Origin of the sequence: Scopulibacillus cellulosilyticus (genome assembly GCF_042665295.1) — a bacterium.
Classification (GTDB): domain Bacteria; phylum Bacillota; class Bacilli; order Bacillales; family Sporolactobacillaceae; genus Scopulibacillus_A; species Scopulibacillus_A cellulosilyticus.
Genome location: NZ_JBHTCO010000018.1, coordinates 1 through 15,043 on the forward strand (window position 1 = coordinate 1; position 15,043 = coordinate 15,043).

Sequence of the window (15,043 nt, forward strand, 5' to 3'; positions counted from 1 at the left end):
GTTTTAAGCGTTATGATCGTTTACGATTACGTGTTTTATTACATCATCAATATAAATCAATGGGATATCAGTTAGGTTAAGGAGTAGGAGCTATTACTCCTACCCCAACATTTGACGTAGAACCAATATTTAACACTCTTCTTTACCTTAAGATTAATCCATTGATAAATAAATAAAAATGGTATGTAAAGATAGATCAGATACAGACCGGCCATTGATACAGACTTATTCAAATTATCAATGACAATACGATTTTTAAACAGGCAATTTATGATTAAAACAAGAAATAGCAGAAACGGCAGGACTGTTTTTTGTCTAATGGAAAATTGCCGTTTTATTCCTCTGGAAACTGACCATATTCCTAAGCAAATATTCGGTAATATAGAGAAAAACCAGATAGTAATGCCAAAGTATTCAAACCGTTCTATTATGGGTAATTTAACAACTTTCCACAATGATAATGTAGACCAAGGCATGTGACTAAGCTGTTTCTCATTAAAGTAAATAAACGCAAATAAAGAGGTGATTAAATATACAAAAGTGGTAAACATAATCGCGGCATGCGCCCATTTTTTAGATTGATCTTGTCTTTTTATAAAGGGATAGTAAATAAAAATGAGCTCAAACCCTAAAAATCCTAATAGCATTTGTCTGGATGCTTTGAATATAGACAGTATTGAATGATCGAATATTGGGAGCAAGTTACTAAAATGAGCGTCTTGTAAAGGGAAATAAAGCGTGAGAAAAAAACCACTCCCATAAATAAAACTTAAAAAGCATATTCCAGTAACTGTTCGAAATCCCCCTTTAATAAAGGAGTAGGCTAATAAAAGAATCAGAACGGATAGGACCCATGTTGAAAGCTGCGGAAACATCCATATCTGGACAACCTCAACATAAGTTCTTAAGATAGTAACGACATATATAAAAAAATAACACAAAACACCGATGGTTAAAAGGCCGCCAAGCCATTTTCCAAAAAGACTTTCATGGATAGAGATAATATCATTGCCGCCTCCCCGTTCAATTATTTTGTAAATAAACAACAAAATAATGTGGGTGCTTAATCCAGATATTATAATTGCAATCCAGGCATCATAGCCTGCAAAACTTGCAATATAACGTACAAAGCCAAGGATGCTTACTCCGATCTGCATAGAATTTATTAAGAAAAAGGTAAGGAATGGGGAAACCTTACTAGTCTCACTTACCTTTAAATTGGTTATTGTTGTCATTACTGGGGGATCCTTTCTTATTCATCGATATTTCTTTTCTTTAGGATCTTTTTATTAATCATCCTTTGTTTTCGAATTTATAAACAAATATCTTTTTCAAAACGTAACGAAGAATTTTCTATGGGATAGCCAGACTCAAAACGTACATTTGTTTTAAAAAAGGGATACTCAGTTACTTTGATATTTTTAACCTTTAAATCAATAGGTCTTCGTATTAAAAAGATCATTTATATCTTGAGGATTTTGTTTTGAAAATATTTATCTTTTTTCGTTTTCTTTCCAAAGCACAACACAAATAACATAAAATTAAAGGTACTATCACCCATTGAACTAAAGTGAATACATTAAAACAAAGCATTTTCGGAAAATAAGTTTAAAAAAGTCCAGCCCTTTTATTTAGAAGATATAAATGATATTGGGTGCTTTTTGAACGGTTGGGACTATCATAATTCCTCTCTCAAATAAGATAATAAGAGGTATAAAAATGGTTATTAACGGTCACTTTGGCGAAATTAATGTTCGTTCGCAATCCCGCAATTCAATGATTTCTGTTGGCGAGGTTAATATGCCAGGCTGGACTTATTATGCTAAAAGTAATTATGGAAACGGCTTTTATATTGGGCTTAATCATACAAAATTAGTGATAGGAAACGCCAATGATATGGATGGCATTGATAATCCAATTAATACGCCAAGAAGTTATCCAAGCGTTCAAAGTCAAGGATTATAAAACAAAAAGTAATTAATTTTCTGCGTTATATTCCAATACAGTTTCCTTAATTTATGATTTAAGTTTCTAAGTACGGAGCCGGCTGTAATGATGGCTTTGTGTAGAGGAAAGGATATACACTAACATCGTTTTTTTACTTGTTAATTGTAGCAGAGGCTCGTAAAGATCACCCCCTTCCTTTTTTACTTTATAGATTGGTTCGTAATGTTGCCCCTCCCAAGGCAGAATCAAAGTACATTAATTCGTACAGTAATTCCCGATAAACTTAATATCACTAACCTTTTTCCGTGTTCGATGTTACCAAGAATCTTACTTTCCTTTTGATGAATAATAATAAAAGAAGCACTAACAATGCAAATAAAAATAAACATGAGTAACCCGTGATAATCCAAAGGGATACCAAGGTATTCGTATGATCCATGGCATAGCCGAGTATCGCCGGAAAAAGCGCACTGCCGAAACCGGCAAATCCCGTAACAAGACTTGTTACAAAACGTATCAGTCCCGGAAAGGTATGATTGGCAAAAACCATCGTAATCGAATAGATACCTGACATTGTTAAACCAAGAAAAAACAGAAGAATATAGCAGAAAATCACATTTCTCCAAATCGCAAAACACGCTAAGAGACAAATCGTCCCGGTGATGCTCCACAGCAAAAAACGATGGTAGGTTACCTTTTTTACAATCCAGCCCGTCAATGCCCTGCCGATGACCATTGCTATCCAAAAGACACTGACACTTAAAGAAGCGTAGGATGGAACTACACGTACGTGCGTTATAAAAATGGACGGAAGAAAGTTATTTAAGCTCGTTTCGATACCATCGTAGATAAAAATCATAAATAAAAAAAGAGACAGCAAGATCTTCTTCATTTTTCGATTCATGGTACGTGGAGGAGGATTTGCAGCATCAAGAGGCTTCGCAGAATCCTGATCCATATGATTAGCTGGCACCGAAATCATTTGCCAGATAACAGCTACGAAAACAGCCAAAATACTTGTTACGAGAAAAGAATGACGCCACGTATCGAAGGTTATTAGTATGCTGGAGATAACCGGCATACATAAGGCTCCTAATCCGAACGCTACCTCTGTTCGGCTCATCATAACAGCCCGTCGACCGACATAAGTTTCCATAATAATGGTTGCTACAACGATTTGTAAAACAGCCATGGCAACCCCGGAAAGGAAGTTTAAAAAATAAACCAAGCCAAAAGGCGGTGTGAGCAACATTTCAAACTGTACCGCCGCTACAAAAATTGAGATACTGGAAAGTATCTTTTTGTAACCTATGCGTTTGATAAGGTATGCAGCGATAACGACCCCTAACAAAAACCCGGCGGTGCCATTAAAAACAAGCATACCGCTTTCTGTGTATGAAAGATGGTAATGTTTGATGATTTGCGGCATAACCGATCCGAACACAATAAGGACGTGACCACATAGAAAATAGGTCGCATACAATGCCCATGTAAAATGTTTCAATATGGATTCCTCCACTTTCTATTTTACACATAAAACCATTATTCGAAAGCACTGTACACAGGCCAGGCCATCGAAATAAGAATTTCCTCCACTCCATATCAGTAAAGAATATCTATCTCTCAAACATTCATTTTGTTTGCCTTTTTGGCATGTCCCTATACTGCTTCCCTCTTCTGAAAGACTATAGGGCCCTGACTCACGTAACCTTATTTCATCCGAATCATTTCGGTCACGGTTACCAACTGCATTTTCGGCATTCAAGTTCTCATGATTTATTCTTGAGGATCCAATTCACATTCTTCAAGTGGAATAACTTTTGTTTTCTTGATGAATTTATAACCGAACCAGATCAGGAAAAATAATGGAATGCTTAGATACGTAGCAACCATCCCTGCCCAATCGATTTTCCCACCTAGAAATGACTGATAACCTTGTCCTAATATGACTAACACACATACGACAATGGTATAAATTGGCCCCAACGGGAACCACCTTGCCCGATACGGAAGATCATCAAGCGCATAACCCTTTGCGATGTATGCTTTCCGAAAGCGATAGTGGCAGACCGCAATGGCGACCCAAATGATAAAACCCGAGATGGCCGAGGCATTTACCAACCAATAATACACCGTTCCATCGCCAAAAATGGAAGCTAAAAAAACGAACACTCCGATAAATGTTGTGATGAGCAGCGACCAAATCGGCACGCCCCGACGATCAACCTTTGTTAAGAATCGAGGTGCTTGACCTGTCTCTGCCAGCGCGTAAAGCATCCGGGTGGCAGCATAAAGAAACGAATTCCCAGCTGACAATACGGAGGTTAAAATGACAGCGTTCATGACTGATGCCGCAACTGCTAGACCGGCTTTTTGGAACACAAGAGTGAAAGGGCTTACCATAATGTTGTCACTCAGTAAACTTTTGTTCGTGTAAGGAATCAGTAATCCAATCACTAAAATGGCAAGCACGTAAAACAATAAGATTCGCCAAAAAATACTTCGGATGGCCCTAGGAACATCCCTTTTTGGATTCTCACTTTCCCCTGCGGAACTTCCAATTATTTCAGTTCCCTGGAATGAATAAGCAGCCACAATGAAAACGCTGAAGATTGCAAGATAACCGCCATGAAACGGCGCATCACCAATTGTAAAATTTTTAAACCCTACTGCCTGTCCCCCCATAATTCCCAGAATCATCAGAATGCCGATAACGATAAAGATGATAATCGTCCCCACTTTAATAATAGAAAACCAATACTCCCCTTCCCCGTATCCTTTAACGGACAAATAATTGATTAAAAAAATCACGACTAGAAATAATCCGCTCCATAATAAAGACGGGCTATGGGGAAACCAAAATTTCATGATTAGCGTAGCGGCGGAAAGTTCCGCAGGGAGCGTAATAGCTGAGCCATACCAGGCGATCCACCCTAGTCCGAAGCCCAAGGCAGGATCTATAAATCGCGTCGCATACGTGCTGTAAGAGCCACTTGTCGGCATAAACGACGCCAATTCACCCAAGGATGTCATAACAAAGAAGATCATTACCCCGATAATCAAGTAGGACAAGACTGCTCCACCGGGTCCCGCGGTATGAATTGTGGAACCGCTTGCAAGAAACAGTCCCGTTCCAATTGCCCCTCCAATAGAGATCATCACCATATGCCGAGACTTCAGGCCTTTTTTTAACTGCCCAGTGGGAGCAGTTTCATTTAATTGAAGTGGTTGCAATTTCCTCTCCAAAATACAAATCCCCCTTATTCAATAAATCGTTTTTTATTATTCAGGCACAAAATTTAACAGAGCTTACATAAATGACGGGCATGATGAATGACTAATAGGAATCCGATCGATTCTACTTTGCAATACAGTCATGCCCGAACAAAAAACATTCTCGAAAATCGTAAAGAATCACGTACTGTTAAGTTTTTAAATTAATAGTTCATTTGAGCTTTTTGTAAACCAGTTTCCTTCTCTTTAATGACAACGCCACGTTTCCCCATTTCTTTAATATAGATATCACCAGGCACTATTTTCTCCGGTGCAAAGACACCTGTTTGATCAACCAAACCGCTACCAATCATTTGGGCAACAACTGAAATGCTATACGCAGTTGAGCGTGCCATGGCCGTCACCTTATTTTCACGATCATAGGTTGTAACCATTTCATATTCACAAGCAGCCTCGTGATTATTCAAAACGCCCCCCACACGCACTCTGGCCAACACTACATCTTCCTTGTCACGAAGGTCTACGATGGGTTCTAATACCTTTAACAGCACATCACACGGCTTAATCTTCTGCCCTTTAAGCTCAATTTCATAGTCCTCACGAGTTAAATTCAGATCAACCAGTAACCTGAACTTTTCCGCATGCCCTGGATAACGAATGGTTTTATAGCCCAAATACTTTACATCCGGAAAGGTGTAAGACAATGTAGAAGTTCCAGGAGTATAAAAGGCTTCGAGCGGGCCGAATCGCTCAAAATAAATCTTTTCCACGCCGGATAGCGAAGGAACCTGCTGTTTCTTACCATCGCGAATGATTAAAGAAGGTTTTGTATATTCCTGAAAGACCCCCCTCATTGTAAAAACCTGATTATATTCAAAAGGAGGCTCAGGCCTAATCGGTATCCCTCCAACAGCTAATTCAATGGATTCCACCTTATCTAGTTTACCGGCACCGTAGCCTGACAAAATATTGATCATGCCAGGTGCAACGCCAAGTTCAGAGATGTAGGTAATGCCGGCCTTTTTGGCTTCCGCATCAAGCGCTAATGTATTCTCTATATTTGAGCAGCCCAAATCAACCAGGTTTACACCGACCTTTATTGCAGTTTTAGCAACAAACTCACTAAAGGTGAGATACAGGGCATTGATAATAATATCAAAACCTTTCATGAAATGACCCAACTGATCTTCATTTGAGGCATCTATATAGGACGCACGTAATTTAAAACTGTCCAGTTGTTTGCATACATTTTCTGCCTTGCTGATATCAACATCGGCCAAAACAATTTCGTTAACATTTGGACTGTTCACTAAATCTCGCGCTACTTCCTTGCCCATTAATCCGGAACCCAATACAGCAACCTTCATTTAAAACGCCTCCTTATAATTATTGTCAATTTTTAAAATTAAATATTTTTAGTAAAAATATTCCATGAAAATCTCATTTTTCACCTCCTTTTAGTCTTGTAAATGCTAGACTGCAGTTGGCAATTTTCGATAAATAAGAATGAACATTTTTCTATAAGCTAGCAGGCGGGAAGCCTCCTCTATGGAAAAGTTAGCGTTTCCCATCCCCTCCTTTGAAACATTCTGTATAAAAAGCCAATGCCGGAAAAAGCGGAAAGTCACCATCATATGGCATTTTGCAATTAAAAGGAATCACGAAAATAACAGCCTTTTACTCTACTTCACTAATAAAGTTGCGTACACTTCTTCACTCTTTTTCCCTCTCAAATTAAACCATCATTGTATGGTTTCAATTATTGAAACGACATTTCATTTTTTATCGAAACAAAACGCTACGCTATTTAGGGAATCAATAATTTTTTATGTTAAGACTCCTAAAAGTCAGGGCTCTGAAATTTTTTACACTCTATTATTCACCCATTACCGTGATATGGTAGGTCCTTTGAGAAGGACCATCAAATTCACAGAAAAATATATCTTGTGCCCCTCCCAGGACAACCTTCCCATCCATAACCGGGAACAGACAGTGATTTCCAACAAGCATTGATTTGATGTGACCCGTTGGATTTCCTGCTGTGCTTCCATAGGAATGGAGCATTCTTGCGTGAGAATAAGGAATGTCTTCCGGAACCAGCCTTTCTAACGCACTTTCAATGTCGCTTTCAAGACATTCCAGATCTTCATTTACTGTTATGCCCGTTGTTGTATGCATTGTGATAACTGCAACAGTGCCATTTACAACACCTGAACTAATTACGGCTTTTCGCACTTCTTCTGTTATTCGGATCTGCTGAAGATATTGATCGGTTAGAATGGTGAATCTTTGGTGTGAAACCATTCAATCTCCCTCCATTCCCAAAAATTCAAGTGCATTTTTTCCACGAATCAGTTCCAAGGTTGAATCCCGAAATCCTATTTTTCCAAGAGCGTCCAGCATTCTAATTTGCTCAAATCGCGGGTTATTGGAGCCAAACATGACTTGATGCCGCAAACTTCTATCAATCCATGTCATTTCCAATTCCTTTGTGAAGACATGCTTATAGAATTCCTTTGCTGAGTCAAAATACAATAGGGCCGTATCCGCATAAACATTCGTGTATTTTAATAATAATGCAGCTGTTTCTTTCACCCACGGCCAGCCAAAATGAGCCAGACAAATTTTAAGCTTCGGATATCTTGATGCTACTTCTTCAAATAAAATGGGACGTGCATATTTTGAAAGAGCCTCTCTTCCCCACGATATTCCTGCATGGAACATGATTGGCTTTTTATGGTTGATACACATTTCATATATGGGTTTAAGAAAAGCTTCATAAGGATAGAATTGTTGTCTGGATGGATGCAGTTTAAGACCCGATAATTTTAGTTCCGTAAAAGCATATTCCAGTACTTCAAGTGCGTCTTCTCTGTATGGATCAATACTGGCAAAACCAATAAATTTATCTGGAGATAAATCTACGAGCTTTCTTATTTGTTCGTTTGATACAACGGCTCCTTCATGTAAGCTTGTTAAATCTAGTGGCAAAAGAATAATTTTATCTAATCCGGCGCACTTCATCTGATTAAAAATATGTTGAAGCGGTGCCTTTCCATGCTTGTAAAGCCCTAATATTTCCCTTCTGAATTCCAACTCTTCTTGGTTTTCGGAAATGGGTTCAAAGAAAACCGGGTGCGTATGAATATCTATCGTCATTGAAGGCATCAAAAAACCTCCTTTAAAAGTAAAACCTTAGCTTTTTCCATACTTAGTTTCATAATCTCAAGACTTTAACCGCTTTACCACGGTTCAAATAAACCGATTACGTTTGAGGCAATTCGTGCACCATTCTCCAAACATTTTCCTATTGGATAATCATTTAAAATTCCATACATAAATCCTGCTATAAAGGAATCGCCCGCCCCCACAGTATTCACAACTTTCCCTTCAAAAACCCCAAACTCAAAGAATTCCCTCCCGTCAAATGCAAGACTGCCTTCACTACCAAAGGTAGCTACAGCTAACTGAGGTCCCTCTCGAACCGTATCAATTAAATATTCTTCAATAGGCGCGGACCGGGATTCTGTGCAGGAAAAAAAGGCATAATCCACATAGGGTAACGTTTTTTCAAGAAGTGTATTGTTCAGTTTTGTTGCGTAATCGAACGAAATCTTCGCTCCTTGCGATTTTATCTTTTTAAGAGAATGCTCTGCTTTTCCCCATAAGGCGGTATGCACCAGATCGTGTTTGCCGGCAAAACCAATATCCTCATCAGTAAAAATCATATTTTCCAAAACGCCTTCTAAATACTCACCGTGAATCCGATCTGTTCCATTCATGTCCATATAGGTTAGTGCTGTACGACCTTTTACAATGTGAAGGTGACTAATATCAACACCTTCGAAACGTAAGCTATCCGCCATCAATTTTCCATACCGGTCATTACCGGTATAAGATATTATAGAAGCTGGAATCCCAAGTCTTTGCATATGTACGGCAAAGTCTACCGCATTTCCCGTCGGATAATTCCTCCCAATTTTCGGATAAATATCAAAACAATTATCCCCTATCGCTGCAACGCGCATTTACTCGCCTCCTTTCATATGTAAAGAAAATAGCATCATAAAAGAGGAAAGTATTTTTTCAAATAATCTGTTGACCTTTTTAGGGCTGGATGAGGGTCGGTTAAATAAATAGAATCATTAATTTCCAGTGTGATATAACCTTCATACTGATTTTTTTGAAGCGTTTTCATATATTCCGTTAAAGGCAAGTTCCCATCACCTAAAACGTAATGACCTGATGGAGTTCCGTCTGCCAGATGAATATGTTGAATACGTCCGGGAAGCTGATCAAAGAAATCTTCTAGTTTTTCGTTAACAACAGCCATTGCAACGACATCAATGCAGCATTGCAAAGAAGGTGAATCGACCTCTTGTATCATACGAACCATGTCACTGCAAGTAGAAATTAAATTTGATTCATAAGGTTGCAATTGCTCCATAATGAGTCTGACACCCAGTTTTTCTGCGTGTTCCGACAGGACTTTCAATGATTCACGGGAATATTTCCAACTTTCTTCTTTTGGCTTATCTCTTAACCCTACCCCGGAAGTGATGAATAATTGACGGGTTCCGAATTCTAAAGCATATTCCATTTGTCTGATAAAATAGTCGATGCTTCTTCTTCGCAGGACATCGTTATGGGCCGCAAGATTAATCGGATAATTCAATTGTTCGGGGGTTACGCAAATAACCTTCATTCCTATTTGGTCCATTTGATTTTTCATGATCTTTATGCGTTTTCTTGCCTCTATAAAGTTTGTGTAATCTTCGTCACAAAAATGGGGAGCACCTGTCCAAAGTTCAATATTCTTAACCCCGCACATTTCCATGGAGTCCAGGAAGTACTCAAATGAATACTGTACATATTGAACACTCATTACCGCAATGCGATCCATTGTTAAATTCATGTTCTTGACTCCTTATTTTCAAAGATTTAACTATATAAGTCTTACCTCAAATTTCGTGTTCTCTCCCAATGTATAAGACTTTGTATATTCCACAGTTCTTCCATTTACATCCTTGTGTATATATATAAAGACTAATACTGATTTATTAGGTTTAACTTCCAAGTATTTACTTTCCCTCTCATTGAGCTTTTCAATGGTCAAATATTGAGGGGAATCGGTAATCGTGAATCCGCGATTTTCCATATATTCAAACAACGAAACAATTTCAAAGTTTTGCTGTTCAATATCAGGGAATAAATCAAACGGAATGTAAGTATCTTCCAAAGCAATCGGAAGGCCGTTTGCCAGACGGAGATGTAAAAGCCTGTACAATTTATCTTCTTTGCCCAACCCTAACTTTTCGTTCATTTCTGTAAAACCTTCAACAATCCCCTTTGTGATTACCTTAGAAGAAGGAACCAAACCATTGTCTTTAATAGATACACTTAAACCGGTAAGGGTTTCGAGGTTTCGTTTCATCGTTTTGACAACAAAGGTTCCCTTACCTTGAATCGACTTCAAATAGCCTTCCTTCGCCAATTTGCCTACGGCATTTTTTACAGCCATTCTATTAATACCGTAATTCGCTGCTATTTCTCTCTCTGAGGGAATTTTATCCCCAGTATTGTAATCCCCATCTTCAATCTTTTGCTTAATTCGTTCCATCAGTCGAATATAATTAGGTATATGGTCTTCCATTTAGCTCCCCCACTTTACTATGCTCCGGAATATTGGATCGTCTTGCCACCGAGATCTGTCCCATTACCAATGATTGCTTGACACTTTCCACCTCTATGAAAACCCCTACATAAAGCTGCAATAACAGATCACCTCCCCCTGAGCACTTCCGCCTTCATATTTCTTCTGACTTTCCTAGTAAAAGTCATTACAGTAGCGGCCTGTCGTAATAAACCCGCTAAACTTCTTTCCTTGTTAGGACATTCCTGAATAAGCATCGGTCACCACGGGTTAAAGATTCGCTGTACTCAATTTTTTTGCCATTTTTGTCATTTGCTACACTTCTTAACAAAAGGAGTTCTTCTCCTTCCGATACATCCAAAAGCAATCGATCTTCCTTTACGGGTGTTACCATGGAAATCTCTTGTGTGGCTCCGCAGAGGACTATTCCATAAATCCTTTCAAGCAATTTATATAAGGACTGACCCTCTAGGTCGTGATTCTCGATACCCTTCACATATTTTTCCGGTATATAGGAGGTTTCCAACGTAAAGGGGTGATCAGAAATAATTCTTAATCGCCTAATTTTATAAATGTTTGTTTCCTCTGAAATACCCAATGCAGCTGAAGCGATCTTATCCCCTTTCTGAATTTCAATACTCATCAATTTTGTTACCACCTTCAATCCTTTACTTTTCATCATTTCCGAAAAGGATTCAAATTTCACGAGGTCGCGGATAATCTTCTTCTCCGAAACGAAGTACCCTTTTCTCGGAACAGAAAAGATAATCCCTTCATTTACAAGACGATTAAGTGCCATCGTCACCGTCATCCGCTGTACATTAAATATCTTTGCCAAATCTCGATTGGATGGAATTCTTTCATTTTCTTTTAATTGATGTGTTGCTATATATGCTTTAATCTTTTCAGCTAGAACAATATCAAGCGTTACATTTTTCACGATCCATCCTCCAACACTAAACCATTTTGAGACTTTTATCCCAAACCACTTGTTTTTTTCATTATACCAAGGTGTTCATTTTTACACAATAGTTTTTATTTATAAAATAGTCAGTCATTTTATTTCAAGATTAATCCTTTAATTCAAGGAATGAAACAGATAAGGAATTAAGGTTTCAATAAATTCCTCTAGGATAATATTGATCTGTTTCTGTGAATCTGTTTGTAAATGAACTATCGATATCTGGTACCAAAGTGTGGAATGAAGGCGGCAGCCGACATAATTAAAAAACGCGACCTCTCGATAATAGCGAGAAACCGCGTTGGTAACAGATTTATGTATGGTGACCCGTACTGGGCTCGAACCAGTGACCTCCACCCTGTCAAGGTCGTATAAAAGATTTATCCTTATTTTTTATTATTCATTTGACATATAAAAAACCAATAAAACCGACTTTCCAATGGTGCCTTCTCGTATACTTATATATTTATTTTTAAAGTACGTGCCATTTTTGTGCCAAAGAATTCTCGACTTTTTAGCTGTGAGAAATGATCAAATGAGTAACTATCCGCCCACATGATTACGGCCAATGAAATGTACCACCCCTGACATAGTTCTTACCACCGAATGACAAAGAATGTACCAGTAAATGACAAGCTATTTACCACTTTACCTTCTATATAATTAATGTGCACACCTATGGGTGTGACATTTTTATGTAGGAGGTATTTTTTTGTATGATTCATTATCGAAAGATATTGGAATTACACGATGAGGGGGGGCATTGCCGCAAGTACTGGTCACTATCGTCAAAAAGTAACAGAGGTCATCGCTTTGGCCGGAAAGAAGGGATTAGTCTGTCCGTTGGAAGAAGAAATGACGGACAAATGGATTGAGGAATTTCTCTTCCTCGAGAAGGCTTTGGAAGCTTCCGGACGACAACCCTTAAACTTTGATTATATTCATGAAGAGTTGGCCAAGCCCAATGTGACCCTTTCGCTTCTTCATCATGAATATGAAGCTGAGTGCCGAGCGAATCAAAAGATTCCGTACTCGTATCGTAGCTTTTTGCGTCATTACAGCAGATACGCAGATAAGTACAAAGCTACCTTGCGCATTCGCAGAAAACCTGGCGAAATCATGGAAGTCGATTGGCAGGCTCCACAGCCTCTATCATTGACAAAGATACCGGAGAAAAGTTAAAGGCGTATGTCTTCGTTGCGACCCTGCCGTGTAGTCAATTATCTTATGCGGAAGCTACCTTATCGATGGATTTACATTCATGGATTACGGCTCACAACCATGCGTATGAGTATTTCGGTGGCACGACACAAATTATAGTGCCAGACAACCTTAAAACAAGCGTGACAAAACATACCGCACGTGAGTTAGTCTTAAATCCTACCTACCGAGAAATGGCAGACTACTACAACACCGTTGTGATGCCTGCGCGAGTCCGTACTCCAAAAGATAAGGCAAGTGTTGAAGGGTCTGTTAATGTTATCTCTACATGGATCATTGCCGCCTTAAGAAATACACATTGCTTTAGTATCGATGAATTGAATAAAGAAGTTTGGATGAAATTAGCCGAATTCAATCAGCGCCCCTTCACTCGTAAAAAAGGATATCGCCTGTCGGCATTTGAGGAAGAGGAGAAATTCGCACTTTCCCCTCTCCCAACCACACCTTACAAAATGTCTGAATGGAAAACAGCGAAAGTCCGTCCCGACTATCACATCTCTGTCGAGAGCATGTTTTATTCTGTTCCCTATGAATATATCAATCGACAAGTCGAAGTGAAACTTTCGATGACCTCGTTGAAATCTTTTTTAATCATATGAGGGTGGCTTCCTATAAACGATTATATGGTAAATTTGGTCAGTTATCCACTGTTCGTGACCATATGCCTGATAATCATAAGTTATTCATAGATCAAATTTCGCTTATAACTAATAAGCTCATTTTTTATTATCTCAGGAGGGAATCCATATTCATATTTACCAAAAATTTAATATTATAAATATGTTCAATATCATTTAAAGTACCTTCACAATATATAATATCCATATTTGCACTTCCTATAAAATTTACTATTGTCTTTTACTTCTGACATTTTTAGATTATACTATAATTGGATTAAAATTGGAAGTGAAAATTATATATTTATGCCGAATTTTCAGCCAAGGAGGAATATTATAGTATTGCCAAATAAATTGGAACATGGGGACACAATTGGGATTATTTCACCTTCTTCGCCAGTTGCTGCATACTGTCCCATTAGGTTTAAAAGATCGGTTAAAGAACTACAAAGATTAGGATTCAATATTAAGATTGGAAAGAATGCATTAAATAAACTTGGTCACTTAGCTGGTAGTGTAAAAGAAAGAGCATTTGACTTTAATCAAATGGTAAAAGACCCCAAGGTAAAAATGATCATTTCTACCATTGGAGGTTATAATTCAAACCAATTAATTGAACATATAGATTTTCAACAAATAGTAGAAAACCCTAAAATAATTTTAGGTTATAGTGACTTCACGTCTTTATTATTAGCTATAAATACTAAAACAGGTTTAACTACATATATGGGACCATCCTTATTGCCTCAATTTGGTGAGTATGGTGGTATAGATCCATTTACATTTTATTGGTTTAATAAAATGATTTGCTCCGGTGATTTAAATGGTAAATTGTTGCCAAGTAGCAGATGGACTGAAGAGTTTTTGCTATGGGATAAAGAAGATATTAGACCTAAAAAATATAAAATTAATCCAGGCTACTTAACTATCAAAGAAGGTGTAGCAGAAGGAAAGGTAATTTCGGGAAATATGGGAGCGATGTTATCATTAGCTGGTACCCAGTATTTCCCTGATTTCAAGGATAAAATTTTATTTTTAGAGGATGATCCAGAAGAAACTCCTGGATCAATTGACCGTTATCTAACACAATTTCGACATTTAGAAGTATATAATAAAATAACTGGATTAGTTATAGGAAGATTCCACTCTAACGTAGGATTTTCAGATGATTATCCACTTAGTGAAATAATTATAAAAGCAACGGAAGGTTTTAATTTTCCAATCATTATAAATGCTGATTTTGGCCATACCGATCCAATGGCAACAATTCCAAATGGCATTAACGCAAAACTTATATCCTCTAGGGGGAATTCGAAAATAAAATTTATAAACTAGTACAGAAAAGGAGGAATTGCTATTTATATTTATATAGTTTATTTAAGGAAATTTAATTACCTTAATGACACAAAA

General features: G+C 37.8%; 15 protein-coding genes. 5 read left to right on the top strand and 10 right to left on the bottom strand.

The annotated features are described in order from the left end of the window. Positions 1 to 71: 71 nt before the first annotated feature. The gene (locus ACFQRG_RS13995) at positions 72 to 1,235 is read right to left on the bottom strand and encodes a GerAB/ArcD/ProY family transporter (RefSeq protein ID WP_380967046.1); all 1,164 of its coding nucleotides are present in this window, start codon (positions 1,233 to 1,235) and stop codon (positions 72 to 74) included. A 484-nt stretch (positions 1,236 to 1,719) separates the two neighbouring features. Here ACFQRG_RS13995 and ACFQRG_RS14000 point away from each other — a divergent pair, with 484 nt between their 5' ends. Next, positions 1,720 to 1,965 carry a hypothetical protein gene (locus tag ACFQRG_RS14000; protein ID WP_380967048.1) on the top strand — a complete coding sequence of 82 codons (246 nt, stop codon included), beginning with the start codon at positions 1,720 to 1,722 and terminating at the stop codon, positions 1,963 to 1,965. 274 nt (positions 1,966 to 2,239) lie between these two features. Here ACFQRG_RS14000 and ACFQRG_RS14005 read toward each other — a convergent pair whose 3' ends face one another. The 9 genes from ACFQRG_RS14005 to ACFQRG_RS14045 all read right to left on the bottom strand — a co-directional run bounded on the left by ACFQRG_RS14005 (position 2,240) and on the right by ACFQRG_RS14045 (position 11,774). After that, on the bottom strand, positions 2,240 to 3,451 hold the full coding sequence (locus tag ACFQRG_RS14005; RefSeq protein WP_380967050.1) for an MFS transporter: 1,212 nt from the start codon (positions 3,449 to 3,451) through the stop codon (positions 2,240 to 2,242). A gap of 272 nt (positions 3,452 to 3,723) precedes the next feature. Beyond that, positions 3,724 to 5,112, bottom strand: a complete 1,389-nt coding sequence (locus ACFQRG_RS14010) for an amino acid permease (RefSeq protein WP_380967166.1) — start codon at positions 5,110 to 5,112, stop codon at positions 3,724 to 3,726. A 272-nt stretch (positions 5,113 to 5,384) separates the two neighbouring features. Continuing rightward, the gene (locus ACFQRG_RS14015) at positions 5,385 to 6,548 is read right to left on the bottom strand and encodes a saccharopine dehydrogenase family protein (RefSeq protein WP_380967053.1); all 1,164 of its coding nucleotides are present in this window, start codon (positions 6,546 to 6,548) and stop codon (positions 5,385 to 5,387) included. Positions 6,549 to 7,056: 508 nt separating this feature from the next. Next, the gene (locus ACFQRG_RS14020) at positions 7,057 to 7,485 is read right to left on the bottom strand and encodes a secondary thiamine-phosphate synthase enzyme YjbQ (RefSeq protein WP_380967056.1); all 429 of its coding nucleotides are present in this window, start codon (positions 7,483 to 7,485) and stop codon (positions 7,057 to 7,059) included. Further along, positions 7,486 to 8,349 carry an amidohydrolase family protein gene (locus ACFQRG_RS14025; protein ID WP_380967057.1) on the bottom strand — a complete coding sequence of 288 codons (864 nt, stop codon included), beginning with the start codon at positions 8,347 to 8,349 and terminating at the stop codon, positions 7,486 to 7,488. Between the two features lie 74 nt (positions 8,350 to 8,423). Further along, entirely contained in the window at positions 8,424 to 9,209 is a 786-nt protein-coding gene (gene frlD, locus ACFQRG_RS14030) for a fructoselysine 6-kinase (protein ID WP_380967060.1), read from the bottom strand. A gap of 35 nt (positions 9,210 to 9,244) precedes the next feature. Continuing rightward, positions 9,245 to 10,096 carry a sugar phosphate isomerase/epimerase family protein gene (locus ACFQRG_RS14035; RefSeq protein ID WP_380967063.1) on the bottom strand — a complete coding sequence of 284 codons (852 nt, stop codon included), beginning with the start codon at positions 10,094 to 10,096 and terminating at the stop codon, positions 9,245 to 9,247. A 30-nt stretch (positions 10,097 to 10,126) separates the two neighbouring features. Continuing rightward, on the bottom strand, positions 10,127 to 10,834 hold the full coding sequence (locus tag ACFQRG_RS14040; RefSeq protein ID WP_380967065.1) for a GntR family transcriptional regulator: 708 nt from the start codon (positions 10,832 to 10,834) through the stop codon (positions 10,127 to 10,129). A gap of 217 nt (positions 10,835 to 11,051) precedes the next feature. After that, positions 11,052 to 11,774 (bottom strand): GntR family transcriptional regulator, encoded by a 723-nt coding sequence (locus ACFQRG_RS14045; protein ID WP_380967067.1) that lies wholly within the window; start codon positions 11,772 to 11,774, stop codon positions 11,052 to 11,054. A gap of 737 nt (positions 11,775 to 12,511) precedes the next feature. On the opposite strand from ACFQRG_RS14045, the gene ACFQRG_RS14050 reads away from it, so the two are divergent. The 4 genes from ACFQRG_RS14050 to ACFQRG_RS14065 all read left to right on the top strand — a co-directional run bounded on the left by ACFQRG_RS14050 (position 12,512) and on the right by ACFQRG_RS14065 (position 14,968). Then, positions 12,512 to 12,670 carry a hypothetical protein gene (locus ACFQRG_RS14050; protein ID WP_380967070.1) on the top strand — a complete coding sequence of 53 codons (159 nt, stop codon included), beginning with the start codon at positions 12,512 to 12,514 and terminating at the stop codon, positions 12,668 to 12,670. Continuing rightward, positions 12,639 to 12,977, top strand: coding sequence for a hypothetical protein (locus ACFQRG_RS14055; protein WP_380967072.1), 339 nt, complete (start codon positions 12,639 to 12,641; stop codon positions 12,975 to 12,977). The genes ACFQRG_RS14050 and ACFQRG_RS14055 overlap by 32 nt, the downstream gene beginning before the upstream one ends. Further along, the gene (locus ACFQRG_RS14060) at positions 12,926 to 13,615 is read left to right on the top strand and encodes a Mu transposase domain-containing protein (RefSeq protein ID WP_380967074.1); all 690 of its coding nucleotides are present in this window, start codon (positions 12,926 to 12,928) and stop codon (positions 13,613 to 13,615) included. Before ACFQRG_RS14055 ends, ACFQRG_RS14060 begins: the two co-directional genes overlap by 52 nt. A 360-nt stretch (positions 13,616 to 13,975) precedes the next feature. Next, on the top strand, positions 13,976 to 14,968 hold the full coding sequence (locus ACFQRG_RS14065; protein ID WP_380967076.1) for a S66 family peptidase: 993 nt from the start codon (positions 13,976 to 13,978) through the stop codon (positions 14,966 to 14,968). The last annotated feature ends 75 nt before the right edge of the window (positions 14,969 to 15,043 follow it).